Below are 26,008 nucleotides of genomic sequence, written 5' to 3'. Positions count from 1 at the left end.
CCCTTTTCGTATCAAGCAACCCAGAGTCAGACGTCCATGAATCCCATCAAAGTCGGCCTTCTCGGCATCGGTACCGTCGGTAGCGGCACGTTCAACGTGCTCAAGCGCAATCAGGAGGAAATTCGCCGCCGTGCTGGCCGCGGCATCGAGATTGCGGTGGTGGCCGACCTCAACACCGAACGCGCCCGGGAACTGACCGGGGGTACCGTGGACGTGGTCAGCGACGCCCGCGACGTGGTGACGCGCCCCGACATCGACATCGTTGTCGAGCTGATCGGCGGCTACGGCATCGCGCGCGAGCTGGTGCTGAAGGCCATCGAAAACGGCAAGCACGTGGTCACCGCCAACAAGGCGCTGCTGGCCGTGCATGGCAACGAGATCTTCGAGGCCGCCCGCAAGAAGGGCGTGATCGTGGCGTTCGAGGCGGCCGTGGCCGGTGGCATCCCCATCATCAAGGCGCTGCGCGAAGGCCTGACGGCCAACCGCATCCAGTGGATTGCCGGCATCATCAACGGCACCACGAACTTCATCCTGTCCGAGATGCGCGACAAGGGCCTGGATTTCGACACCGTGCTCAAGGAAGCGCAGCAGCTGGGCTATGCCGAGGCCGATCCGACCTTCGACATCGAAGGCATCGACGCCGCGCACAAGGTGACGCTGATGAGCGCCATCGCCTTCGGCATGCCGGTGCAGTTCGACCGCGCCCACGTGGAGGGCATCACCCGGCTGGCCGCCATCGACATCAAGTACGCCGAGGAACTGGGCTACCGCATCAAGCTGCTGGGTATCACGCGCCGCCGCGAAGACGGCGTGGAACTGCGCGTGCATCCGACGCTGGTGCCGGCCTCGCGCCTGATCGCCAATGTGGAAGGCGCGATGAACGCCGTGCTCGTGCAGGGCGACGCCGTGGGTGCCACCCTGTACTACGGCAAGGGCGCCGGCGCCGAGCCGACTGCGTCGGCCGTGATTGCCGACCTGGTGGACGTGACCCGCCTGCACACGGCCGATCCGAACCATCGCGTGCCGCACCTGGCGTTCCAGCCGGACGAACTGTCGAGCGTGCCGGTGCTGCCGATCGACGAAGTCACCAGCTCGTACTACCTGCGCATGCGCGTGGCCGACCAGACCGGTGTGCTGGCCGAAATCACCCGCATCCTGGCCGAAGCCGGCATCAGCATCGACGCGATGCTGCAAAAGGAATCGCGCGAGGGCGAGCCGCAGACCGACATCATCATCCTGACGCACCTGACGCGCGAAAAGCACGTCAATGCCGCCATCCGCAGCATCGAAGGCCTGCAGACCGTGCTGTCGCCGGTCACGCGCCTGCGCATGGAAGAACTGAACTAAGACGCCGAAACTGGACGAATTGCCATGAAATACCAGTCGACGCGCGGCCATGACATGCCGCAATCGTTCTCCGAGATCCTGCTCGGAGGCCTGGCCCCGGACGGCGGCCTGTACCTGCCGAAGCAGTATCCGCAAGTCACCGCCGATGAACTCGAAGCGTGGCGCAAGCTGCCGTACGCCGACCTGGCGTTCGAAGTGCTGTCGCGCTTCTGCGACGACATCCCGGCCGACGACCTGCGCGCGCTGACGCGCAAGACGTACAAGGCCGAGGTGTACTGCAACGCGCGCCCGGGCGACAACACCGCCGACATCACCCCGCTGCGCACGCTGGGCGAGGAAGGCGGCACCAGGCTGCAACTGCTGGGCCTGTCCAACGGCCCGACGCTGGCCTTCAAGGATATGGCCATGCAGCTGCTGGGCAACCTGTTCGAGTACGCGCTCAAGCGCGCCGGGCTGAAGCTCAACATCCTGGGTGCCACGTCGGGCGACACCGGCAGCGCGGCCGAGTACGCAATGCGCGGCAAGGAAGGCATCCGCGTGTTCATGCTGAGCCCGCACCGCAAGATGAGCGCGTTCCAGACCGCGCAGATGTTCAGCCTGCAGGACCCGAACATCTTCAATATCGCCATCGAAGGCGTGTTCGACGACGCGCAGGACATCGTCAAGGCCGTGTCGAACGACCACGCGTTCAAGGCGCGCCAGTGCATCGGCACCGTGAACTCGATCAACTGGGCGCGTGTGGTGGCCCAGGTGGTGTACTACTTCAAGGGCTGGCTGCTGGCCACCGATGGCCCGGGCCAGAAGGTGTCGTTCTGCGTGCCGTCGGGCAACTTCGGCAACGTCTGCGCCGGCCATATCGCGCGCATGATGGGCCTGCCGATCGACAGGCTGGTGGTGGCCACCAACGAAAACGACGTGCTGGACGAGTTCTTCCGCACCGGCACGTACCGCGTGCGCACGTCGGCGCAGACGTACCACACGTCGAGCCCGAGCATGGACATCTCGAAGGCGTCGAATTTCGAACGCTTCATCTTCGACCTGCTGGGCCAGGACGCCGGCAAGCTGGCCGCGCTGTTCCGCGACGTGGACGCCAAGGGCGGCTTCGACCTGTCCGGCACGCCGGAATTCGACCGCATCCGCCAGTTCGGCTTCGTGTCGGGCCGCAGCACGCACGATGACCGGCTGGCGACCATCCGCGACGTCAAGCAGCGTTACGACGTGACGATCGACACCCATACCGCCGATGGCGTGAAGGTGGCGCGCGAGCACCTGTCGGCCGGCGTGCCGATGGTGGTGCTGGAAACCGCGCTGCCGGCCAAGTTTGCCGACACGATCCGCGAGGCGCTGGGCCACGAGCCCGAGCGTCCGGCTGCGTTCGACGGCATCGAGTCGTTGCCGCAGCGGTTCGAGGTCATGCCGGCCGACGCCGACACGGTCAAGGCGTATATCGTGCAGCACACGGGCCTGTAATAAGGGGTATTGCCACAGACCCCTGTGGTTCCGGCGCCAACTCGCTACAATCGGGTTTGCCGGGCCCCGCTGCCACGGCCCCCGGACGTTACCCCCGGGGGCTGTTTTGCTTTCTGGGGCCAACCCAGATCCCCAAGACCCCCATGACCCAACCCGCAGCGCGCCCCCCGATGCTGACGATGGCCCAGGCGCTGGAAGCCCTGATGGCCGGCGTTCGTCCCATCACCGAAACGGAAACCGTCGATACGCTCGATGCCAACGGCCGCGTGCTGGCGGCGCCCGTGACCAGTACGCTGCGCGTGCCGCCCGCCGACAACACGTCGATGGACGGCTACGCGATGCGCGCGGCCGACGTGCCGGCCGAAGGCACGCGCCTGCCGGTGTCGCAGCGCATTCCGGCCGGTCATGTCGGGTCCGAACTGGCGCCGGGCACGGCCGCGCGCATTTTCACGGGCGGCCTGATTCCGCCGGGCGCCGATGCCGTGGTCATGCAGGAGCAATGCCAGGCCGACGGCGATGCGGTGATCGTGAACCATGTGCCGGCGTCGGGGGAGTGGATCCGCCGCGCGGGCGAGGACATCGAGGCCGGCAGCCAGATCCTGCCCGTGGGCGCACGGCTGTCGCCGCAGGCGCTGGGGCTGGCTGCCTCGGTCGGGCAGGCCAGGCTCGATGTGATTCGCCGCGTGCGCGTGGCCGTGTTCTTTACCGGCGACGAACTGGCGATGCCGGGCGAGCCGCTCAAGCCGGGCGCCATCTACAACTCCAACCGGTTCACCTTGCGCGGCCTGCTGGAAAACCTGGGCTGCGAGATCACCGACTTCGGCATCGTGCCCGATACCCTGGCCGCCACGCGCGACACGCTGCGGCGCGCGGCCGAAGGCAACGACCTGATCATCACGTCGGGCGGGGTGTCGGTGGGCGAGGAGGACCATATCCGTCCGGCCGTGACGGCGGAAGGGCGCCTGGATCTCTGGCAGATCGCGATCAAGCCCGGCAAGCCGCTGGCGTTCGGCGAGGTGGCCAACGGCACCGACCAGCCGACCTTCTTTATCGGCCTGCCCGGCAATCCGGTGTCGAGCTTCGTCACGTTCCTGCTGTTCGTGCGGCCATTCCTGCTGCGCCTGCAGGGCGTCGCGGACGTGACGCCGCGCCGCATTGCCATGCGCGCCGACTTCGACCTGCCGAAAGGCGACCGCCGCAACGAATTCCTGCGCGCGCGCCTGAACGATGCGGGCGGGCTCGACCTGTTCCCGAATCAGAGTTCGGGCGTGCTGACGTCCACGGTCTGGGGCGATGGCCTGATCGACAATCCACCCAACCAGCCCATTGCGCGAGGCGACACCGTGCAGTTCATCCCGTTTGCCAGCCTGCTGGCCTAGGTTTTATCCGATGCAACTTGAACTTCGTTATTTCGCCAGTGTGCGCGAGCAGGTAGGCCGGGCCGCCGAACGCGCCGAGGTGCCCGCCGACGTCCGTACCGTCGGCGATCTGCGTGGCTGGCTGCGCGCGCGCGGCGGTGCCTGGGCCGAGACGCTGGCCGAAGGCCGGGCGCTGCGCATGGCGGTGGACCATGCCGTGGCCCGTGCCGACACCCCGCTGGCCGACGGCTGCGAGGTGGCGTTCTTCCCGCCCGTGACCGGGGGCTGAAAATGACGGTCCGTGTGCAGCAGGAGGATTTCGATCTCGGTGCCGAAGTGGCCGCGCTGCGCGCCGGCAACCCGGGCGTGGGTGCCGTGGCCAGCTTTATCGGCACGGTGCGCGATGTCAGCGATGGCACCCGCGTCAGCACGATGGAACTGGAGCACTACCCGGGCATGACCGAGAAGGCGCTGGCCCGGATCGAGGCCGCCGCGTGCCAGCGATGGGCGCTGCTGGGCGTGACGATCGTGCACCGGGTGGGGCTGTTGCAGCCGCTGGACCAGATCGTGCTGGTCGCGGTGGCTTCCGCGCATCGCGGCAACGCCTTTGCCGCGTGCGAGTTCATCATGGATTACCTGAAATCCGAGGCGCCGTTCTGGAAGAAGGAAGACACGCCGGAGGGCGCGCGCTGGGTCGATGCACGGGTGTCGGACGATGCGGCATTGCGCCATTGGGGTATCGAATCGTTCAACGCCGACGCGGCGGGCACGCCCGACAACAACAAATAAGTTCGAAAGCATTCGAACGGACGAAAGGTCGAATCGATGGGTCCGATGGGGTTTGTGGCGGTCGGCGTGGGCGCCGCGTTGGGGGCATGGCTGCGCTGGGGGTTTTCCGTGATGTGGAATGCCATCAATCCGGCGCTGCCGTACGGCACGCTGGCGTCGAACCTGGTCGGTGGCTACCTGATTGGCCTGGCGGTGGCGTTCTTCGACACCCATCCGTCGCTGCCGCCGGAATGGCGCCTGCTCGCCGTCACCGGCTTCCTCGGCGGCCTGACCACGTTTTCGACGTTTTCCAGCGAGGTGATCGGCAATCTGCTGGCTGGCGACTATCGCTGGGCGCTGGCGCATCTGGCCACCCACCTGGGCGGTTCGCTGCTGCTGACCGCGCTGGGCATCTGGACGTACCGCACGCTGTCGTGAACCGTCGGACCGGGCGGGAGTTCCCGCACGAATCCCCCGTTCTGGGGCATAGGTAACATTCCCGATACTTTTGCTACTGCCGGGCCGTCCGGGACCGACTACTATTTCCCGCATGGGCATTGAGGTGTGCAACGCACCTCGCGCGGTTTGCCTGTCTGCTTTCACAATCATTAGAAAGTGCAGCTACGGTCGCTTGCCGGCCCGCCGTGGCCTTCAAGAATCCGGCGATCCGTCGGTGGCCATCAGTTTTTGCCCCAAGCAGTCCTTGTCTTATCGCGGCTTACCGTTCCGTTCATAACAAGGAGACATCCCCATGCAGCATCGCCATGCCTCGTCCGCAAGCCCGCAACTGCGGCGCCGGTTCCAGCAGACCGCCGTCGCCGCGGCCGCTGCCACCCTGTTGATCTCGGCCTGTGGAGGCGGGGATTCAAACAGCACGCCAGGTGGCGGAGGCAGCACTACACAGAATCCAAACAATCGGCCGACGTTTATTGTCGGGACGATTTCGGTCAAATCCTACGACGGCACATCGGACGACCTGCTGACGGCAGGGCTGGGCAAGGACGGGCTGGCGGCCGCTGCGGCCCCGGCATTTGCCGATCCGACGGCGCCCACGGCCGCGGAATTGCGCCGCAATGCCATCTTCGTCAACTACCGAGCCATCGTGGACGTGCAGGCGGCCGGTGGATACGGCTCGCTGTATGGGCCGAACGTCGACGCCCAAGGCAATGTCACAAACAGCCAGGGCAAGGTGCCCGGCACCGAATACCTGGCTTTTGCCGATGACGGTACTGGCACGAAAAACGTAACGATGATGGTGCAAGTGCCGGATTCGTTCGATAAAAGCAACCCATGCGTCATTTCCGCGACGTCGTCCGGCTCGCGCGGGGTGTACGGTGGCATCGCGGTCGGCGAGTGGGGTCTGAAGCGCGGCTGTGCGGTGGCTTATACCGACAAGGGCACGGGCGCGGCACCGCACGACCTGGATACCGACACCGTGCCGCTGATCGACGGCACGCGCGCCGACCGGCGCGGCGCGGGCAAGGCGGCCCAGTTTGCGGCCCAGCCGGGCGCGCAATCGCTGGCGGATTTCACCACGGCCAACCCCCACCGACTGGCGTTCAAGCACGCCCATTCGCAGCAGAACCCCGAAGCCGACTGGGGCAAGAACACGCTGCAGGCCATCCAGTTTGCCCTGTTCGCCATCAATGACCGCTTTGGCACGATGGGCTCGGACGGCGTGCGGCAGGCCACCTTTACGAAGAACAACGTGCTGGTCATCGCGTCGGCCATCTCGAATGGCGGCGGGGCGGCAGTGGCAGCGGCCGAGCAGGACACCGACGGACTGATCGACGGCGTGGCCGTGGGCGAGCCGAACGTGGAAATGCCGCCGAGCCCGGTCATTACCGTGCGGCGCGGCGGTACGCAGGTGGCGGCGTCCGGCAAGCATCTTTATGACTACACGACGACGGCGAACTTGTTCCAGTTGTGTGCCAGCCAGGACCCGACGCTGGTCAACGCGCCGCTCGCGGCGGCGCCAGGCCAGATCGGCATCAACCGCTGCGCGTCGCTGACCGGCAAGGGCAAGGTGACCGGGGCCACTGCCGGCGACCGGGGCACCTCGGCACTGGCGGCCCTGCATGCCGCTGGGTGGGAAACGGAATCCGATGAGCTGCATTCGTCGCTGTCGGCGCTGGAAGTTGCCAGTTCGATCTCGGTCACTTATGCCAACGCCTATTCGCGCGCCAGTGTGACGGACCGGCTGTGCAACTACAGCTTTGCGGCGGTCGGTACGGCGCTGACGCCGGTGGCGATCCCGGCGGCATCGCTGGTCGGCATGTTCTCGACCGGCAATGGCATTCCGCCGACCGGGCCCGTCACGCTGATCAACGACGCCAACCCCAGCGGCCCGTTCCGCGATCTGGTCTCGCAATCGCCATCGACCAACCTGGCCGATGCCAACCTCGACGGCGCCCTGTGTCTGCGTGCCCTGCTCGACAACCGGAACGCGGCGCTGATGGCCGGGATCGGTCAGACGTACCGTAACGGCAACCTGCGCGGTAAGCCGGCGATGATCGTCCACGGCCGCAGCGATGCCTTGCTGCCGGTCAACCACACGTCGCGGCCCTACCTGGGCCTGAACAAGTCGGTGGAGGGCAGCGCCAGCCGGCTGTCGTATATCGAGGTGACAAACGGGCAGCACTTCGACGGCTTTATCGACGTGATCGCCGGCTACGGTGCGCGGTATATCCCGATGCACCTGTATCTGAACCGCGCACTTGACGCCGTCTACGCGAACCTCAAGAACGGCACCGCGCTGCCACCGTCGCAGGTCGTGCGGACCACCCCGCGTGGCGGTAGCAACACCGTCGCGGTGGGGCCGCAGATCCTGCCCTCCAACGTGCCGCCTATCGCGGCCAACCCGGCCGCCGCCGATACGATTTCGGTCAGCGGTACGACCGTCGACGTGCCGAACTAGCCGCGCGGCAGCGCGCGGAAGGTGATGTAGCCCGCCATGCACTTGCAGTCTGTACAAGTTGTGTGGCGGGTGTCTTGAAATGTCAATGCAAAGCCCTATCTTTCGGGAGTACCGTGTCCGGCAGGGCATCCGCGAACGGCAGCCGCTGTGCTGCCACGCCGCCGCCCCGCAGCAGGACACACTCATCGACTAGAGAGAGGGCGCCTGATGCGAATTGACAAACTCACTACCCGGTTCCAGGAAGCGCTGGCCGAAGCGCAAAGCCTGGCCCTGGGGCACGACAACCAATATATCGAACCCCAGCATCTGCTGCGTGCGCTGCTGGCCCAGGAAGACGGCTCGGCCCGTACGCTGCTGTCGCGTGCCGGCGTGAACGTGAACGGCCTGCAGGCCGCGCTGGATGCGGCCATCGGCCGTCTGCCGCAGGTGCAGGGCACCAACGAGGTCCAGGTTGGCCGTGACCTCAACAACCTGCTGAACGCCACCGAGAAGGAGGCGATCAAGCGCAACGACCAGTTCATCGCCAGCGAGCTGTTCCTGCTGGCCGTGTCCGACGACAAGGGCGACACCGGCCGCATCGCGCGCGAGAACGGGCTGTCGCGCAAGTCGCTGGAGGCGGCCATCACGGCCGTGCGCGGCGGCGAGAACGTGAACAGTGCCGACGCCGAATCGCAGCGCGAGGCACTCAAGAAGTACACGGTGGACCTGACCGAGCGGGCCCGCGCGGGCAAGCTCGACCCGGTGATCGGCCGCGACGACGAAATCCGTCGCGCGATCCAGATCCTGCAGCGTCGCACCAAGAACAACCCGGTGCTGATCGGCGAGCCGGGCGTGGGCAAGACCGCCATCGTCGAAGGGCTGGCGCAGCGGATCGTCAACGGCGAAGTGCCCGAGACGCTCAAGAACAAGCGCGTGCTGGTGCTGGACATGGCCGGCCTGCTGGCGGGCGCCAAGTACCGCGGCGAGTTCGAGGAACGGCTGAAGGCCGTGCTGAGCGACGTGGCCAAGGACGAAGGCCAGACCATCGTCTTCATCGACGAAATCCATACGATGGTGGGCGCGGGCAAGGCCGAGGGCGCGATTGACGCGGGCAACATGCTCAAGCCGGCGCTGGCGCGCGGCGAGCTGCACTGCATCGGCGCCACCACGCTGAACGAGTACCGCAAGTACATCGAGAAGGACGCCGCGCTGGAGCGCCGCTTCCAGAAGGTGCTGGTCGATGAGCCGAGCGTGGAATCGACCATCGCCATCCTGCGCGGCCTGCAGGAAAAGTACGAACTGCACCATGGCGTGGAGATTACCGACCCGGCGATCGTGGCGGCGGCGGAGCTGTCGCACCGCTATATCACTGACCGCTTCCTGCCGGACAAGGCCATCGACCTGATCGACGAGGCGGCCGCGCGCATCAAGATGGAAATCGACTCGAAGCCCGAGGCGATGGACAAGCTCGAACGCCGCACGATCCAGCTCAAGATCGAGCGCGAGGCGGTGAAGAAGGAAACCGACGAGGCATCGCGCAAGCGGCTGGAACTGATCGAGCAGGAAATCACGCGGCTGGAGAAGGAATACGCGGACCTGGATGAAATCTGGCGCGCCGAGAAGGGCGCCGCCCAGGGTGCGGCCGCGCTGAAGGAAGAGATCGAGAAGATCAAGCTCGACATCTCGCGCCTGCAGCGTGAAGGCAAGCTGGACAAGGTGGCCGAGCTCCAGTACGGCAAGCTGCCGGCACTCGAAGGCAAGCTGCAGGCCGCGAACAAGGCCGAGGCGGCCGAGCAGAAGCAGCCCAACAAGCTGCTGCGCACGCAGGTCGGGGCCGAGGAAATCGCCGAGGTCGTGAGCCGCGCCACCGGTATCCCCGTCGCCAAGATGATGCAGGGCGAGCGCGAGAAGCTGCTCAAGATGGAAGACAAGCTGCACCAGCGCGTGGTGGGGCAGGACGAGGCCGTGCGGCTGGTGTCCGATGCCATCCGCCGCTCGCGCGCCGGGCTGTCGGACGAGAACAAGCCGTATGGTTCGTTCCTGTTCCTGGGGCCGACCGGGGTGGGCAAGACCGAACTGTGCAAGGCCCTGGCCGAGTTCATGTTCGATTCGGAAGAGCACCTGATCCGCATCGACATGAGCGAATTCATGGAAAAGCACAGCGTGAGCCGGCTGATCGGCGCGCCGCCGGGATACGTGGGCTATGACGAGGGCGGCTACCTGACCGAGGCCGTGCGCCGCAAGCCGTACGCGGTGATCCTGCTCGACGAGGTCGAGAAGGCCCACCCGGACGTGTTCAACGTGCTGCTGCAGGTGCTGGACGACGGCCGCCTGACCGACGGGCAGGGCCGTACCGTGGACTTCAAGAACACGGTGATCGTGATGACGTCGAACCTGGGTTCGCACATCATCCAGGCCATGTCCGGCGAGCCGCAGGAAGCGGTCAAGGGCGCGGTCTGGCAGGAGGTGCGCACGCGTTTCCGGCCCGAGTTCCTGAACCGGATCGACGAGGTGGTGGTGTTCCACGCGCTGGACCAGAAGAACATCGAGTCCATCGCCCGGATTCAGCTCCAGCGCCTGCAGTCGCGCCTGGCACGCATGGACATGACGCTGGATATCAGCGAGCGTGCGCTGGAGAAGATAGCCAGCGCGGGCTACGATCCGGTGTTCGGCGCGCGTCCGCTGAAGCGCGCGATCCAGCAGCAGATCGAGAACCCGGTGGCCCGCGCCATCCTCGAAGGCAAGTTTGCCGCCAAGGACGTGGTGCCGGTGGACTACGAGGGCGATCACTTCACGTTCGGACGCGTCGTTCACTAAGCCGGGCGGCCGGCGGCATCGCCGGCATCGCCACAGAACCAGGGACCTCTTCGGAGGTCCTTTTTTTGTCTGTTGGCTTCGGCCTTTTGCGCCACAATACCGGCTCTGCCCGATTCCCACCCCCTGGAGCAATCCCATGGCTCATGGCGAGCACAAGTACCACGTCACCGTGGAATGGACTGGCAACCGCGGCACCGGCACCAGCGGCTACCGCGCCTACGGACGCGATCACACGATCCGCGCCGGCGACAAGCCGGAGATCCCCGGCTCCTCTGACCCGGCCTTCCTGGGCGATGCCACGCGCTGGAATCCGGAAGACCTGCTCGTTGCGTCGGCCAGCGCCTGCCACAAGCTCTGGTACCTGCACCTGTGCTCGGACGCCGGCATTGCGGTGCTGGCCTATGTGGACCACGCCGAGGGCACCATGACCGATGGCCCGGCAGGCGGGCAGTTCTCGGAAATCGTGCTGCGCCCGCGCGTGACGATCCGGGCCGGCGACGATGCGGAACGCGCCGCGCACCTGCATCACGTGGCGCACGAGAAGTGCTACATCGCCAATTCGGTCAATTTTCCGATCCGGTGCGAAGCGGTAATCGAGCAGGCGGCCGCGGCCTGAGGCTGATGCCGGAAGGTGGGGCAGGGCGTATGTCCGCTGCCTCACCCATACCGCGCGAAAGATACTTGGCCATCACGATCCCGATGGTCTAGTGTTGACACATTGCATTGATTGACAAGCCAACAGTCAGCACGGTCATGAATCCCCCTGTTGCCCTGACCAATTCGTCATAGCGCGCCGCGCCCGCGCCGCCGCGCGGGCAATCCTTGCTTCCCGGTCCGTCGCCTGAATTTTCCGAGCCATGCAGCCCGGCGGCCTCCGTTCGTCCTTGCATCCAACAAAATAACGGCAGACGTCCCATTGCTTGCTGCGCCACGCCTGCCCGTCCGACATCCGCGGATCGCGCCTCCCCCTGGCGCTTCTTTGTAGTCTGGAGGAAATATGGTGTTGCCAATACGGAAGGTCCCCCTGACCCTGGCTGCCGCGGTTGCGGGCACACTGCTGGTCGTTTCCTGCGGTGGCAGCGACGACAATTCGAAGCCCACCACGCCCACCACGCCACAGGCCGACAACAGTTGCCAGGTGCTGGCCAGCAACGGCAGCACGGTGGTGGTCGGGTCGAACCAGCCCGGCGACCCGGCACTGCCGGAAGCGGCCACCGGCTATCGCACCGGGTTGAAGCCGGTCTACGCCAGGACCTATATGGTGTCGACATCGAACGCCTACGCCAGCGCGGCGGGCTGCGCGGTGCTCAAGCATGGCGGTACGGCCGCCGATGCCGCCGTGGCCGTGCAGGCCGTGCTGGGCCTGACCGTCACCGAGGCCACGGGGATGGGGTCGGGCGGCTTCATGCTCTATTACGATGCCGCCGCGAAGACGGTGCAGGCCTACGACGGGCGCGAAACGGCGCCGGCGGCGGCCACCGAGAACTACCTGCGCTACGTGGACGACGCCACCGACCAGACGCCGCCCAAGCCCAGCGCGCGCGCCAGCGGCCGGTCGATCGGCACCATCGGCGTGCCCCGGCTGATCGAGCGCGTGCAGAAGGAACACGGCAAGCTGGCCTGGAAGGACCTGTTTGGCGACGCCATCTCGCTGGCCACCAACGGCTTCCCCATCGGCGGGCGGCTCGCGCAGGCCATCTCGTCGAACGCTGCCAGCCTGAAACGCGACCCCGAAGCCACCGCCTATTTCTTCAACGCCGATGGCACGCCCAAGGCGCTGGGCACGGTGCTCAAGAACCCGGCCTATGCCAACACGCTGACCGCCATGGCCGCGCAGGGCGCCGACGCGCTGTACAAGGGTGCCATCGCCAACGACATCATCGCCAAGATCGGGGCGACCACCGCCACGGACGGCACGCCGACCACCCCGGGCAAGACCACGCTGGCCGACCTGGCCGCGTACGAGGCCAAACTGCGCACGCCAGTCTGCGTGACGTACCGCGCGTACTGGATCTGCGGCGCGCCGCCCCCGACATCGGGCGGCATCACCGTGGCATCGGCGATGCAGATCATCGAGAACTTCGATATGGCGTCGCTCAAGCCCAACCCCGTCGACAACGAAGGCGGCAAGCCCACCGTGCAGGGCGTGCATCGGGTGAGCGAGGCCGAACGGCTGGCCTATGCCGACCGTGACAAGTACGTGGCCGATACCGACTTCGTGCCGCTGCCCGGCGGAACGTGGGACACGCTGCTGAACAAGCCCTATCTGCAGACGCGCGCCGCGCTGATCGATCCGAACCGTTCGATGGGTACGGCCACGGCGGGTAACTTCGGTGCGGTGCCCCTGGGTGTGGTGCCGCTGGTCGAGCACGGCACGAACCACTACTCGATCGTCGACGCGCAGGGCAATGTGGTCAGCGCCACCACGTCGGTGGAGTCGAGCATGGGCTCGTTTCATATGACCAACGGCTTCCTGCTCAACAACCAGCTGACCGACTTCTCGGCCGCCCCGACCGACGCCAGCGGCAACCCGGTGGCCAACCGGGTGCAGCCCGGCAAGCGGCCGCGCAGCTCGATGGCACCCACGCTGGTGTTCCGCAAGGCGCCGGACGGGTCGATGGGCGATTTCCTGATGGCCACGGGGTCGCCGGGCGGCGGCACCATTCCGCAATACGTGGTGAAGACGCTCGTGGGCGTGCTCGATTGGGGGCTGGACGCGCAGCAGGCGTCGAACCTGGTGGATTTTGGCGCCAGCAACAGCGCCACCACCACCCTCGGCGGCGAGCATCCCGATATCGATGCCAGCAACGGCGGCGCCAACGATCCGCTGATCACCGGCCTCAAGGCGCTGGGGCACACGATCTCCACCTCGGCGCAGTCCAGCGGCGTCAACACGATCCTGCGCAGCCAGGCCGGCGGCGCGCCCGTGCTGCAGGGCGGCACCGACGCCCGGCGCGAGGGCGTTGTGCTGGGCAACACCTTCACGCCATGACTGCCGCCTGAACTGCACCGTTCCGCAGGGCCATCCGGCCGCGTTGGCCTGATTTCGCTGCCCACCGCCTCCGATTGTGGGGTGGTTGACCTGCATCAACTTGCAAATGGGAGCGGATGGCTAATATCTGAACCGTCATGGAGATGCGGGGGCGCTCTTCATGACTTGTCTACCCGTTTCCGGAATGGAAACTTGACCCGCAGCGCAACTCCGGTGCTGCGGGTTTTTTCTTTGAGCGGCCGCCGGAAAGGGCGACGGCCCGCCCATCCGGACGCGCAGTGACAGCCCGGCGATCAGGCAAGCTGGACGTCGAGCCTCCGACCCAGCGAATCCAGCGCCTTTTCGATCATTTCCAGTTTGGAGGAGTGCCGCAGGTTCAGGAGCCGATCCACCTGCGGCATGTGAACATCGAGCCGCCGCGCGAGTTCTGCCTTGCGCACGCCTTGTGCCAGCATCTCATTGGCAAGGAGCACCTTGGCGGTGACCAACGCTGGCAACGTGACCGTTGGCTGGCCGCGACGGGCCTTGGACGGCAGCGGAATCTGACGGCGCAAGTCGAAATAGATGTCCAGGGCGGCTTCAAGGGCGTCCAGCCCTTGCTTGAGCGCGTCGGTTTCATCGACGCCGACGGCATTGGCTTCGGGGATGTCAGCAAACGTGACCAGCAGCGTGCCGTTGCTATCGGGCGTCAGCGTTACGGGGTACGAGAACATGTGGTGCGTCCTGTAGTAAGTCGTCGATGCCAGGTACGGGATGGCGAGTTCGAGTGAGAGGAGGCCCTTCGCGGGCCTGCCCGTCACTTCAGGCCGAGTTGCTTTCTGATCCTCAGTTCCAGATCCTTGCCCATCTCTTTGCTGCCGTGGTAGGGAAAGATCGTCGTGAAGCCATTCAGCGTGACCCGGTAGTGGCTGGAGCCGCTGCGGTGCTTCTGGAAGATCGCACCCTGCTGTTCGAGCCACCGCTTGAACTCGCTGTATTTCATGCCCCTCCCTTGTCGGTTGAGAGGCGGGCATTGTGCAACATATATGTTGTGCCTGACAACGTTGAAAATGCAACATTTATGTTGCGTTGTCAAGAGCATGACGCACGTTTTCCAGCATTCCCATATTCCCGTCCGATCTTATGCAGAAAACGTGCTTGGATCGGCGAAACCATTCGTTCCGTTCAGAAGGGCCGGCCGGTAGCCTTTCTCCCTGACAGAAACCCCGCCGATCCAGGCGGGGGCATTCACGACAACTCTGACGGGAGCAATTGAACATGATTCGCAAGCTGGCCCTGGGCCTCGCAGTACTGTCCGCAATCGGCGCGGCGCCGGCCGCCCTGGCCAACACCAACCTGCTGAACGTTTCCTATGACCCCACGCGCGAGCTGTACGTGGACGTGAACGCCGCGTTTGCCAAGGCCTACAAGGCGCAAAGCGGCGATACGGTGCAGATTCGCCAGTCGCACGGCGGTTCGGGCAAGCAGGCCCGGTCGGTGATCGACGGCCTGGACGCGGACGTGGTCACGCTGGCGCTGGGCTACGACATCGACGCCATCGCCGAGAAGGGCCTGCTGAAGCCCGACTGGCAGAAGCGCCTGCCGCACAACGCCTCGCCGTACACGTCGACGATCGTCTTTCTGGTACGCAAGGGCAACCCGAAACAAATCAAGGACTGGAACGACCTGGTGAAGCCGGGCGTGCAGGTCATCACGCCGAACCCGAAGACGTCGGGCGGCGCCCGCTGGAACTACCTGGCTGCCTGGGGCTATGCGCTGCGCCAGCCGGGCGGCAATGAAGCCAAGGCCAAGGAATTCGTGGGACAGCTGCTGAAGAATGTGCCGGTGCTGGATTCGGGCGCGCGCGGCGCCACCACCACGTTCGTCGAGCGTGGCCTGGGTGACGTGCTGATCGCATGGGAAAACGAAGCCATCCTGGCGATCAAGGAACTGGGTCCGGACAAGTTCGACATCGTGGCGCCGTCGGTCTCCATCCTGGCCGAGCCGCCGGTGGCCGTGGTGGACAAGGTGGTGGACAAGAAGGGCACGCGCAAGGCCGCCGAGGCCTACCTGCAGTTCCTGTACACCGACGAGGGCCAGGAAATCGCGGCCAAGAATTATTACCGTCCGATCTCGGAAAAGGTGGCTGCCAAGTACGCCGCCAACTTCCCGAAGGTGAAGCTGTTCACGATCGACGAAGTGTTTGGCGGCTGGGCCAAGGCCCAGAAGGCGCACTTTGCCGATGGCGGTTCGTTTGACCAGGTGTACCAGCCCGGCAAGCGGTAATCACAGTGCCGGGGGCGGCCCCGGCCGATTGCGCCAGCGATCGTGCCCGCCGCCCCGGTGCGCCTGACGAAGGAGCCCGAGATGTCCGCTGTTCGCGCTGTCCTGCCTTCCCGCGTCGCCATGGGGCGATGTCCCGCCTGACCTGAAGTTTCCTCCACGCATGACGTTTTCCGCATGCCGCGCGCTGGCGCCGGCAGGGCGTCGTGCCGCCATCGATTTCGAACTTCTCCTCATCCGGAACCCCGATATGACATCGTTCAAACCGCTTTCCCTGCGCCGGCGCCTGCTGCTGGGCGCGCTCGTGGTGGCCACCGGCCTGACCTACGGCCTGCTGGCCAAGCCGGCCCAGGCGCAGTCGCAGACCGTGAATCCGAAGCAGCTGCGCATCGGCTATCAGAAGTACGGCACGCTGACGCTGCTCAAGGCGCGGGGCACGCTGGAAAAGCGCCTGGCGCAGCAGGGCATCACCGTGAAGTGGACCGAGTTCCCGGCCGGCCCGCAGTTGCTGGAAGGCCTGAACGTGGGCGCCATCGACTTCGGCACCGTCGGCGAGGCCCCGCCGATCTTCGCGCAGGCGGCGGGGGCGCAGCTGGCCTATATCGGCAACGAGCCGCCGGCGCCGACGTCCGAAGCCATCGTCGTGCCGAAGACCTCGACGCTGAAGTCCGTGGCCGACCTGCGCGGCAAGCGCGTGGCGCTGAACAAGGGCTCGAACGTGCATTACCTGCTGGTGCGCCAGCTGGAAAAGGCCGGCATTCCCTGGAGCGAGATCCAGCCCGTCTACCTGCCGCCCGCCGACGCCCGCGCGGCGTTCGAGCGCGGCGCCGTGGATGCCTGGGTGATCTGGGACCCGTTCCTGGCCGCCGCCGAAAAGCAGCTCGATGCCCGCGTGCTGGCCGATGGCCGTACCGCCGACGGCAAGAACCTGGTCAGCAACCATCAGTTCTACCTGGCGTCGCGCCCCTATGCGAATGCCCGCCCCGACGTGGTGAACGCGATCCTCGACGAACTGGCGCAACTGGGCCAGTGGGCTGAGAAAAATCCGAAGGACACCACGCAGTTCCTGGCCAAGGAAACCGGGCTTGACCCGAGCGTGCTGGATCTTGCTGTTTCAAGATTTTCCTATGGCGCGAAGCCTGTGACGGCTGGCGTGCTGGCCGAACAACAGCGCATTGCCGACGCCTTCGTGACGCTGAAGCTGATTCCGAAGCCGATCAAGGTGGCCGATGCCGCCTGGCAACCGCCGGCCGCCACGGCGCAACGCTGAAGCGGTGAATCGCCGAATCGTCGAATCGCCAAGGCCGTACATCGCAACCGATAAAACAAGAGGCTCGACATGCAAGTTTTCTGGTTCATCCCCACCCACGGCGACAGCCGCTACCTAGGCACCTCCGAAGGGGCGCGCGAAGTCAACTTCGACTACCTGAAGCAGATCGCCGTGGCCGCCGATACGCTGGGCTACGAAGGCGTGCTGATTCCCACCGGCCGCTCGTGCGAAGACCCTTGGGTGGCCGCGTCGGCCCTGGCTGCCGTGACGCGCCAGCTGAAGTTTCTGGTGGCCGTGCGGCCGGGTCTGATGACCCCAACGCTGGCTGCGCGCATGGCCGCCACGTTCGACCGCGTGTCGGGCGGCCGCCTGCTGGTGAACCTGGTGACCGGCGGCGATGTGGCCGAGCTGGAAGGCGACGGGCTGTTCCTGGATCATGCGGCGCGCTACGAGGCGTCGTCCGAGTTCATCCGCGTCTGGCGCGACGTGCTGGCGGCCAGCCACGACAACGGCGACATCAGCTTCGAGGGCAAGCACATCACCGTGAAGGGCGCGCGGGTGCTGTACCCGCCGGTGCAGCGCCCGCATCCGCCGGTCTATTTCGGCGGATCGTCGGCGGCCGCGCATGACCTGGCTGCCGAGCAGGTAGAGACCTACCTGACCTGGGGCGAGCCGCCGGCAGAGGTGGCGAAGAAGATCGCCGATGTGCGCGCCCGGGCCGCGAAGCATGGCCGCACGGTGCGCTTCGGCATCCGCCTGCACGTGATCGTGCGCGAAACCGAAGCGGCGGCATGGGCGGCTGCCGACGAACTGATCAGCCGGCTCGACGACGACACCGTGGCCCGTGCCCAGGCCGTCTTCGCGAAGATGGATTCCGAAGGCCAGCGCCGCATGGCGGCCCTGCATGCCGGCGGCGCCAAGCGGACCCGCGAGGCGCTGGAAATCAGCCCGAACCTGTGGGCCGGCGTGGGGCTGGTGCGCGGCGGCGCGGGCACGGCCCTGGTGGGCGACCCGCAGACCGTGGCGGCGCGCATCGAGGAATACGCCGCGCTGGGCATCGACACGTTCATTTTCTCGGGCTATCCGCATCTGGAAGAAGCGTACCGCTTTGCCGAACTGGTCTTCCCGCTGCTGCCGCGCTCGGTGCGCGACAAGCTGCCCGGGCAGGTGCTGTCGGGCCCGTTTGGCGAAGTGATGGCCACCGGCATCGTGCCACGGGCATCGCAGAGTTGAGGAGGCGCACACATGACGACGCCCCTGTCGAACCAGGCCGCCAAAAAAACCGCGAACAAGGCGGCGAAGAGAACCCCGGCGCAGGCCGTGGCACCGTGGATCGTGCCGGTGCTGCTGATCGTGGTCTGGCAGGCCGCCTCGCAACTGGGGTGGCTGTCGAACCGGGTGTTGCCGGCACCGCTGGCCGTGGTGGAGGCGGCGTGGTCGCTGGCCGTATCCGGCGAGCTCTGGCGCCACGTCTGGGTCAGCACCTGGCGGGCGCTGATCGGGCTGGCCGTGGGCGGCGGGCTGGGCCTGGCGCTGGGCCTGCTGACCGGCACGTTCCGCACGGCGGCCACGCTGCTCGACAGCACGCTGCAGATGGTGCGCAACATCCCCACGCTGGCGCTGATCCCGCTGGTGATCCTGTGGTTCGGCATCGACGAGACCGCCAAGCTGTTCCTGGTGGCGCTGGGGGTGTTCTTCCCGGTGTACCTGAACACGTACCACGGCATCCGCGCGGTGGACCCGGGGTTGGTCGAAATGGCGCGCAGCTATGGCCTGTCGGGCTGGCGCCTGTATCGCGAAGTGATCCTGCCCGGCGCGCTGCCGAACATCCTGGTGGGCGTGCGGTTTTCGCTGGGCCTGATGTGGGTGATCCTGATCGTGGCCGAGACCATTTCGGCGCAGTCGGGCATTGGCTACATGACGATGAATGCGCGTGAATTCCTGCAGACCGACGTGGTGCTGGTCGGCATCCTGCTCTACGCGCTGCTGGGCAAGCTGGCCGATGTGCTGTCGCGCGCGCTGGAGCGGTTCTGGCTGCGCTGGCATCCGGGCTACCAGACCAACTGACAAGGAGAGATCCCCATGCAAACGCTATTTCCCGTGGAGCAGGCCGCGCTGGCGTGGGCCGAGCGCGATCTGGCCCGGCGTGACGTGGCCCGCCGCGAGGCAGCTGCCGAAGCGCGCCAGACGCCGGCGGCCGCTGGCATCGCGCTGCGCGTGCAGCAGGTGGTCAAGTGTTACGACGGCCGCGAAGTGCTGCATGGCATCGACCTCGATGTGACGCCGGGCGAGTTCGTCGCCATCGTCGGGCGCAGCGGCTGCGGCAAGAGCACGCTGCTGCGGCTGGTGGCCGGGCTGGAGCCGGCCGACGAGGGCGCGGTGCTGCTCGACCATCAGCATGGGCGCCAGCTGGATCGCCAGCAAAGCCGGACCTTGCAGGACAGTATCCGCGTGATGTTCCAGGATGCGCGGCTGTTGCCCTGGAAGCGTGTACTCGACAACGTCGCGCTGGGCCTGCCGCGCGAGCGCCGCGCCGATGCCGCGGCCGTGCTGGCGCAGGTGGGGCTGGCCGAGCGTGCCGACGAATGGCCTGCGCGGCTGTCGGGCGGCCAGCGCCAGCGCGTGGCCCTGGCGCGCGCGCTGGTCCACCATCCGCGCCTGCTGCTGCTGGACGAGCCGCTGGGCGCGCTCGATGCGCTGACCCGCATCGACATGCAGGCGCTGATCGAATCGCTGTGGCGCCGGCTCGGTTTCACGGCGCTACTCGTCACACACGATGTATCGGAGGCCATTGCGCTGGCCGATCGCGTGGTGCTGATCGAGGACGGCCGCATCGCGTTGGACCAGCGCGTGGCGCTTGAGCGTCCGCGCCAGCGCGGATCGGCGGCGTTTGCGCAACTCGAAGACACCGTCCTGCGCCGCGTGATGCGGCAGCCATCGACAGTGTCTGCACCATCAACGAATCTTCACGCCCGGCCCGCCGAGGAGCTTCTATCATGAGCAATCAGGCGAACCGCGCGTACCGACATGGACGTCACCATGAGCCACGCTTCCGCAGCTTTTGCACCTTCCGCAACCTCCGCACTCGAACGCTACCTTGAAACACTGCCGCGCGAGCCGGTGCCCGGCCGCGAGCTGTGGCGCGACGCGCGCGGGCAGGTGCAGGGCCAGTACTTCAACTGTTCGCTGACCAGCGCGTTCGACCCGCTGGTGACGCTGGCCGACCGCGAGGTGGTGGCCCACGAGGGCTCCATCCGCACCTATGCCGAAGACGGCGTGGGGCTGGCCGCCTGGAAGCTGTTCGCGATGGCGGCCGACGATGCGTCGCTGGTGTCGCTGGACCGCCTGTCGCGGCTGGTGCACGCGATGAACTACTTCGCGGCGCACGGCGAGCGCAAGCTCGTGCTCAATGTGCATAACCGCCTGCTGGCGGCGGTGGCCGACGATCACGGCGCGGCATTCCGACGCGCGTTGGAATCGCTGGGCCTGCCCGTGGACCGTTTCGTGATTCAGGTGCCTGCCAGCGCCAATGACGACCTGCCGCTGCTGCTGCACGTGGTGGGCAACTATCGCCGCAACGGGTTTGCGGTGAGCCTGCAGGCATCCGACCCGGCCGAGGCCGGCGCACTGATGGCGCATGCGCTGCCCGACTGGCTCAAGCTCGACATGCGCCGTATCTGGACGGACCGCCAGCTTGCCGGCCTGCGCGCCAGCGCCGAGGGCGCCGGTGTCACGCTGATCGGCCGGCGGCTGCAGAACGACGAAGCCGTGGAGCGGCTGCAGAACGCGGGCATCGCGCTGGGGCAGGGCGAGGCCGTGGCCGGCGGTCCGGTGCCGGCACGGCATTTGCGAGAGCCGTTGCAGACAGGCAGTGCTTCCTAGGCGGCATCGCCCTGGCGGCACTGGCTGGCCGGTAGCGCCTGTCTGCGAACATCGACCGGCGCTCGGCGATCTTGTTGCAGTTCCCCATAAGTCCTGAACAACGAAGCACCGAAGCAGAGAAGGAGAGCGCGTATGGCGGCATCGACTCTATCGGGCGGTGTCGCGCGGCTGGAAGTGCCGCGCGGCCTGCAGATCCTGACCGTACCGGGCCTGCATGGCAGCGGGCCCGCACATTGGCAAAGCCGTTGGGAAGGGCTCTACCCGGACTGGCAGCGCATCGAGCAGCACGACTGGGGACGCCCCAGCCTGCCGCTGTGGGCCGAGCGGGTCTCGGAAGGGGTATCGCGGGCACTTCGCGTGGCGTCGCGCGGCGCGGTGCTGGTGGCGCACAGCTTTGGCTGCCTGGCGACGCTGCGCCAGGCGTCGCTGGATCCGGTGGGCATCGCCGGCGCGCTGCTGGTGGCCCCGGCCGATCCGGACAAGTTCGGCGTGGGCGGCTTGCTGCCCACGTGGCGGCTGCCGTTTCCGACGGTGCTGGTGGCCAGCACCAATGATCCGTGGATGTCGCAACGCACCGCGTTCAGCTGGGGCACGCTGTGGGGCAGCGAACTGGTGGATGCGGGGGCGCTTGGCCATATCAATGCCGATTCGCACCTCGACGACTGGCCGGCAGGCCAAGCCTTGCTCGCCACTTTGCTGCAACGGATCGACTCCGAGGGCCGTATCCTGCACCTTGGCGATGGATCGGACAGCTGGGAAGCGTCCGCGGATGTCGCACAGACATCGCCTTATATCTAAAACGTCTAAGAAAATTCGGAAAGATTCGTTCTTTTTATAAGGGCGCATCTGCAAAATTTGTCTCGTACGCCGGCGCCTTATGCGCCGGTTTCATAAGACGAGACACGCATGCCTTCCTCGATATCCCTGGCGGACGCGCCCCCGCCGACGGTCAATGCCGCGCCCCTGCGCGCGGCGCCGGCCCAGCGATTTACCGTGTTGCCGGGTTTCGGGCTGTCGCTTGGCTTCACGATCTTCTACCTGACGCTGATCGTGCTGATCCCGCTGTCGGCGGTGTTCCTGAAGACCTTCACGCTGACCTGGGATGGCTTCTGGGCGACGGTGGGCAACCCGCGCGTGGTGGCATCGCTGGAACTGAGCTTTGGCGCGTCGCTGATTGCGGCCATCGTCAACACGGCCTTTGGGCTGGTGGTGGCCTGGGTGCTGGTGCGCTACCGCTTCTTCGGCAAGCGATTTATCGATGCGTTGGTAGACCTTCCGTTCGCGTTGCCCACGGCCGTGGCCGGTATCGCCCTGACCGCGCTGTTCGCCGGCAACGGCTGGATCGGCCGCTGGCTGGAGCCGCACGGGATCAAGGTGGCGTTCACGCCACTGGGCGTGGTGGTGGCGCTGACCTTTATCGGGCTGCCGTTCGTGGTGCGCACGGTACAGCCGGTGCTGGAAGACGTGGAACGCGAACTGGAGGAAGCGGCGGCCAGCCTGGGCGCGTCGCGCCTGCAGACGTTCGGGCGGGTGATCCTGCCGGCCATCCTGCCGGCGCTGCTGACAGGCTTCGCGCTGTCGTTCGCGCGTGCCACCGGTGAGTACGGATCGGTGGTTTTCATCTCCGGCAACATGCCGATGGTGTCCGAGATCGCGCCGCTGATGATCTATTCGAAGCTGGAACAGTACGACTATGCCGGCGCCACCGCGGTGGCCGTGGTGATGCTGGTGATCTCGTTCGTGCTGCTGTTGCTGATCAACCTGCTGCAGGCCTGGACGCGCCGCCACCAGACCGGTGCCCGCGCGGCCGCGCTGCCTGACGGCAACCCGGAGGCGAACTGACATGGCCGGCGCTGTATCCCGACTGGGCGGCCAGGCTGCCGCCCGACATCCGCACGACGCCACGGGCGAATCGCCGTGGGTGCGCTATACGCTGATTACCGTGGCGGTGCTGTTCCTGGCGCTGTTCCTGTTCGTGCCGCTGGCTTCGGTGTTCTACGAGGCGCTGCGCAAGGGCCTGGACACCTACCTGGCGGCGCTGACCGAGCCCGACGCGGTGGAGGCCATCAAGCTGACGCTGACCGTGGCGGCCATCGCGGTGCCGCTGAACGTGGTGTTCGGCGTGGCGGCGGCCTGGGCCATCGCCAAGTTCGACTTCCGGGGCAAGAACCTGCTGATCACGCTGATCGACCTGCCGTTCTCGGTGTCGCCGGTGATCTCGGGCCTGATCTACGTGCTGATGTTCGGCGCGCAGGGCTGGTTCGGCCCGTGGCTGGAGGCCCACGACATCAAGATCATGTTCGCGGTGCCGGGCATCGTGCTGGCCACGATCTTCGTGACCTTCCCGTTCGTGGCGCGCGAGCTGATTCCGCTGATGCAGGCGCAGGGCAGCGAAGAGGAAGAGGCGGCCATCGTGCTGGGTGCGTCGGGCTGGCAGACGTTCTGGCACGTGACGCTGCCAAACATCCGCTGGGGTCTGCTGTACGGCGTGATCCTGTGCAATGCGCGGGCGATGGGCGAGTTCGGCGCCGTGTCGGTGGTATCGGGCCATATCCGGGGCCTGACCAACACCATGCCGCTGCACGTGGAAATTCTCTACAACGAATACAACTTCGCGGCCGCGTTCGCCGTGGCGTCCCTGCTGACGCTGCTGGCGCTGGTCACACTCGGAATCAAGACGCTGGTGGAAGTGCGCGCCAGCCGTGAACACGCATCGGAAGGGCAGCCATCATGAGCATTCAGGTCAGGAACGTGCAAAAGCGGTTTGGCGATTTTGTGGCGCTCAACGACGTCTCGCTGGACTTTGCCGAAGGAGAACTGACGGCGCTGCTGGGGCCGTCCGGCTGCGGCAAGACCACGCTGCTGCGCATCATCGCCGGCCTGGAACGGGCCGACGCGGGCCAGGTGGTGCTGGCCGGGCAGGATGCCTCGTCGACGCATGTGCGCCAGCGCAACGTGGGCTTTGTGTTCCAGCACTACGCGCTGTTCAAGCACATGACTGTGTTCGAGAACGTGGCCTTCGGCCTGCGCGTGAAACCGCGCGCCGAGCGCCCGTCCGAGGCCAGGATCCGCGAGAAGGTGAAGTCGCTGCTGGAACTGGTGCAGCTGGACTGGCTGGGCGACCGCTACCCGGCACAGCTGTCGGGCGGCCAGCGCCAGCGTATCGCGCTGGCCCGGGCGCTTGCCGTGGAGCCGCGTGTGCTGCTGCTCGACGAACCGTTCGGTGCGCTCGACGCCAAGGTGCGCAAGGAACTGCGCCGCTGGCTGCGCCGCCTGCATGACGAACTGCACGTGACCAGCGTGTTCGTGACCCACGACCAGGAAGAGGCGCTTGAAGTGGCCGACCAGGTGGTGCTGATGAACCGTGGCGCCGTGGAGCAGTTCGGCACGCCCGAGGCGGTCTACAACCATCCGGCCACACCGTTCGTGTTCGGCTTCCTCGGCAACGTGAACCTGTTCCACGGCCGGCTGGAAGTGGGCGACAGCGGCGGGCTGCTGCATACGGGCGAGGCGGTGCTGCCCGTGGTGGGCAGCGGCCACGAGACGGCGGGCGATGCGGTGGCCTACGTCCGGCCGCACGACCTGGAACTGGAACGCTACGCGCCGGGCACCGATGGCATTGCTGTCACGCTGCGCCGTGCGCTGACGCTGGGCCCGGTGGCCCAGCTGGAACTGGAGCGCGAAGACAACCAGGACGTGATCGAGGTGGCGCTGCCGCTGGAACGCTTCCGGCACCAGGGCTTCCGCGAGGGCGAACTGCTGGCGGTGCGTCCGCGCCAGCTGCGCGTGTTCAACCGCAACCAGACAACAACACAGGAACAAGGGGCGGCACGATGAATTTCCAGCAACTGCGTTCGATTCGCGAGGCGGTGCGCCGCCAGTTCAACCTGACCGAAGTGGCCAACGCGCTGTACACGTCGCAGCCCGGCGTGTCGCGCCAGATCCGCGAGCTCGAGGAAGAGCTTGGCGTGGAGATCTTCGAGCGTTACGGCAAGCGGCTGACCGGCCTGACCGAGCCGGGGCGCGAGATCGTGCGCATCGTCGAACGGCTGCTGCTCGAAGCCGAAAACCTGCGCCAGGCCGGCGACGAGTTCGCGGGCCGCCATACCGGCCGCCTGACCGTGGCCACCACGCACACGCAGGCGCGCTACGCGCTGCCCAAGGTGGTGCAGAGCTTCCGGCGCGAATATCCCCACGTCACGCTGGCGCTACAGGAAGCGTCGCCGTCGCATATCGTGGAACTGCTGCTGACGGGGCAGGCCGATATCGGCATCGCCACCGAGGCGGTGGCGAGCGAGGCGGGGCTGACGTCGTTCGAGGCCTATAGCTGGCAGCACGTGATCGTGGTGTCGCCGGAGCATCCGCTGACGCGCCTGCCCGAGCCCACGCTAGAGGACCTGTGCAACTTCCCCATCATCACCTACGACGCCGGCTTTACCGGGCGCCGCAAGATCGATGGCGCGTTTGCCGCCGCCGGGCTGCAGCCGGAGATCGTGCTGACCGCCATGGATGCCGACGTGATCAAGACCTATGCCGAACTGGAACTGGGCGTGGGGATCATCGCGTCGATGGCCTACGACTCGCGCAAGGACGCCGGCCTGACGCAGATTTCGGCCGCTCACCTGTTCGAGCCGAATACCACCAGCGTGGCCGTGCGGCGCGGCGCCTACCTGCGCGGCTACGCCCATGCGTTCATCAACATGTTCGCGCCGCACCTGTCGCGCGACACCGTATCAACCGCGCTGGCCGAAGCGACCAGTCGCCTGGCCGTGGCGGCCTGAGGCCGCCTGAGGGCCGCCGGATACTGGCCCGATCGCCGCCTTGACCGCTGCCCGGGCCATCCGGGCAGCCACCGGCCCGCCACCCGATGCACCGCCCGGGCGGGCCGTCCCGCGCCAGCCCGGGACGCCGCATGCCTTCAAACGGGCGTACGACCCGCTGGTCGA

The 26,008-nt window shown here is 66.7% G+C and carries 23 protein-coding genes; 21 read left to right on the top strand and 2 right to left on the bottom strand.

Going from position 1 to position 26,008, the window contains the following annotated elements; genetic code table 11:
- The first annotated feature begins 36 nt into the window (after positions 1–36).
- The 10 genes from AC3FJ6_RS00290 to AC3FJ6_RS00245 all read left to right on the top strand — a co-directional run bounded on the left by AC3FJ6_RS00290 (position 37) and on the right by AC3FJ6_RS00245 (position 13,648).
- On the top strand, positions 37–1,347 hold the full coding sequence (locus tag AC3FJ6_RS00290; RefSeq protein WP_488770294.1) for a homoserine dehydrogenase: 1,311 nt from the start codon (positions 37–39) through the stop codon (positions 1,345–1,347).
- A gap of 24 nt (positions 1,348–1,371) precedes the next feature.
- Positions 1,372–2,817, top strand: a complete 1,446-nt coding sequence (gene thrC, locus AC3FJ6_RS00285) for a threonine synthase (protein WP_029051690.1) — start codon at positions 1,372–1,374, stop codon at positions 2,815–2,817.
- Between the two features lie 143 nt (positions 2,818–2,960).
- The gene (locus AC3FJ6_RS00280; protein ID WP_488770293.1) at positions 2,961–4,196 is read left to right on the top strand and encodes a molybdopterin molybdotransferase MoeA; all 1,236 of its coding nucleotides are present in this window, start codon (positions 2,961–2,963) and stop codon (positions 4,194–4,196) included.
- 10 nt (positions 4,197–4,206) lie between these two features.
- The gene (gene moaD, locus AC3FJ6_RS00275) at positions 4,207–4,464 is read left to right on the top strand and encodes a molybdopterin converting factor subunit 1 (RefSeq protein WP_488770292.1); all 258 of its coding nucleotides are present in this window, start codon (positions 4,207–4,209) and stop codon (positions 4,462–4,464) included.
- A 2-nt stretch (positions 4,465–4,466) separates the two neighbouring features.
- Positions 4,467–4,964 carry a molybdenum cofactor biosynthesis protein MoaE gene (locus AC3FJ6_RS00270; RefSeq protein ID WP_488770291.1) on the top strand — a complete coding sequence of 166 codons (498 nt, stop codon included), beginning with the start codon at positions 4,467–4,469 and terminating at the stop codon, positions 4,962–4,964.
- 36 nt (positions 4,965–5,000) lie between these two features.
- Positions 5,001–5,381 carry a fluoride efflux transporter CrcB gene (gene crcB, locus AC3FJ6_RS00265; RefSeq protein ID WP_488770290.1) on the top strand — a complete coding sequence of 127 codons (381 nt, stop codon included), beginning with the start codon at positions 5,001–5,003 and terminating at the stop codon, positions 5,379–5,381.
- Between the two features lie 313 nt (positions 5,382–5,694).
- The gene (locus AC3FJ6_RS00260; RefSeq protein ID WP_488770289.1) at positions 5,695–7,860 is read left to right on the top strand and encodes a D-(-)-3-hydroxybutyrate oligomer hydrolase; all 2,166 of its coding nucleotides are present in this window, start codon (positions 5,695–5,697) and stop codon (positions 7,858–7,860) included.
- A 207-nt stretch (positions 7,861–8,067) separates the two neighbouring features.
- Complete coding sequence (clpB, locus tag AC3FJ6_RS00255; RefSeq protein WP_488770288.1) at positions 8,068–10,656, top strand: ATP-dependent chaperone ClpB; 2,589 nt, start codon at positions 8,068–8,070, stop codon at positions 10,654–10,656.
- Positions 10,657–10,792: 136 nt separating this feature from the next.
- A complete protein-coding gene (locus AC3FJ6_RS00250) occupies positions 10,793–11,272 on the top strand; it encodes an OsmC family protein (protein WP_488770287.1) in 480 nt (159 codons plus the stop codon).
- A 393-nt stretch (positions 11,273–11,665) separates the two neighbouring features.
- On the top strand, positions 11,666–13,648 hold the full coding sequence (locus AC3FJ6_RS00245) for a gamma-glutamyltransferase family protein (RefSeq protein ID WP_488770762.1): 1,983 nt from the start codon (positions 11,666–11,668) through the stop codon (positions 13,646–13,648).
- A 293-nt stretch (positions 13,649–13,941) separates the two neighbouring features.
- Here AC3FJ6_RS00245 and AC3FJ6_RS00240 read toward each other — a convergent pair whose 3' ends face one another.
- Both AC3FJ6_RS00240 and AC3FJ6_RS00235 read right to left on the bottom strand, forming a co-directional pair.
- Positions 13,942–14,361, bottom strand: coding sequence for a type II toxin-antitoxin system HicB family antitoxin (locus AC3FJ6_RS00240; protein ID WP_487523698.1), 420 nt, complete (start codon positions 14,359–14,361; stop codon positions 13,942–13,944).
- Between the two features lie 83 nt (positions 14,362–14,444).
- Positions 14,445–14,630, bottom strand: coding sequence for a type II toxin-antitoxin system HicA family toxin (locus AC3FJ6_RS00235; RefSeq protein ID WP_153945187.1), 186 nt, complete (start codon positions 14,628–14,630; stop codon positions 14,445–14,447).
- A 275-nt stretch (positions 14,631–14,905) separates the two neighbouring features.
- On the opposite strand from AC3FJ6_RS00235, the gene AC3FJ6_RS00230 reads away from it, so the two are divergent.
- From AC3FJ6_RS00230 to AC3FJ6_RS00180, 11 genes are all read left to right on the top strand, one after another.
- On the top strand, positions 14,906–15,913 hold the full coding sequence (locus AC3FJ6_RS00230) for a sulfate ABC transporter substrate-binding protein (protein WP_153945186.1): 1,008 nt from the start codon (positions 14,906–14,908) through the stop codon (positions 15,911–15,913).
- A gap of 247 nt (positions 15,914–16,160) precedes the next feature.
- A complete protein-coding gene (locus AC3FJ6_RS00225) occupies positions 16,161–17,180 on the top strand; it encodes a sulfonate ABC transporter substrate-binding protein (RefSeq protein ID WP_153945185.1) in 1,020 nt (339 codons plus the stop codon).
- Between the two features lie 69 nt (positions 17,181–17,249).
- Positions 17,250–18,413, top strand: a complete 1,164-nt coding sequence (gene ssuD / locus AC3FJ6_RS00220; RefSeq protein WP_400395017.1) for an FMNH2-dependent alkanesulfonate monooxygenase — start codon at positions 17,250–17,252, stop codon at positions 18,411–18,413.
- Between the two features lie 12 nt (positions 18,414–18,425).
- Positions 18,426–19,247, top strand: coding sequence for an aliphatic sulfonate ABC transporter permease SsuC (gene ssuC / locus AC3FJ6_RS00215; RefSeq protein WP_488770286.1), 822 nt, complete (start codon positions 18,426–18,428; stop codon positions 19,245–19,247).
- Between the two features lie 15 nt (positions 19,248–19,262).
- A complete protein-coding gene (locus AC3FJ6_RS00210; protein WP_488770285.1) occupies positions 19,263–20,180 on the top strand; it encodes an ATP-binding cassette domain-containing protein in 918 nt (305 codons plus the stop codon).
- A gap of 39 nt (positions 20,181–20,219) precedes the next feature.
- A complete protein-coding gene (locus tag AC3FJ6_RS00205; protein WP_488770284.1) occupies positions 20,220–21,062 on the top strand; it encodes an EAL domain-containing protein in 843 nt (280 codons plus the stop codon).
- A gap of 132 nt (positions 21,063–21,194) precedes the next feature.
- Positions 21,195–21,860 carry an RBBP9/YdeN family alpha/beta hydrolase gene (locus AC3FJ6_RS00200; RefSeq protein ID WP_400394859.1) on the top strand — a complete coding sequence of 222 codons (666 nt, stop codon included), beginning with the start codon at positions 21,195–21,197 and terminating at the stop codon, positions 21,858–21,860.
- Positions 21,861–21,968: 108 nt separating this feature from the next.
- Positions 21,969–22,904: a sulfate ABC transporter permease subunit CysT gene (gene cysT / locus AC3FJ6_RS00195; RefSeq protein ID WP_153945180.1), complete on the top strand. Its 936-nt coding sequence runs from the start codon at positions 21,969–21,971 to the stop codon at positions 22,902–22,904.
- Position 22,905: 1 nt separating this feature from the next.
- A complete protein-coding gene (gene cysW, locus AC3FJ6_RS00190) occupies positions 22,906–23,796 on the top strand; it encodes a sulfate ABC transporter permease subunit CysW (protein ID WP_488770283.1) in 891 nt (296 codons plus the stop codon).
- Entirely contained in the window at positions 23,793–24,899 is a 1,107-nt protein-coding gene (locus AC3FJ6_RS00185) for a sulfate/molybdate ABC transporter ATP-binding protein (protein WP_400394866.1), read from the top strand. The genes cysW and AC3FJ6_RS00185 overlap by 4 nt, the downstream gene beginning before the upstream one ends.
- Positions 24,896–25,843: a CysB family HTH-type transcriptional regulator gene (locus AC3FJ6_RS00180; RefSeq protein WP_153945177.1), complete on the top strand. Its 948-nt coding sequence runs from the start codon at positions 24,896–24,898 to the stop codon at positions 25,841–25,843. Before AC3FJ6_RS00185 ends, AC3FJ6_RS00180 begins: the two co-directional genes overlap by 4 nt.
- Positions 25,844–26,008: the final 165 nt, after the last annotated feature.

The sequence above is a fragment of the Cupriavidus sp. 94F1 genome (assembly GCF_057798875.1).
Note: the sequence above shows the minus strand (reverse complement) of the source record. Positions and strands in the feature narration are given on the sequence as shown.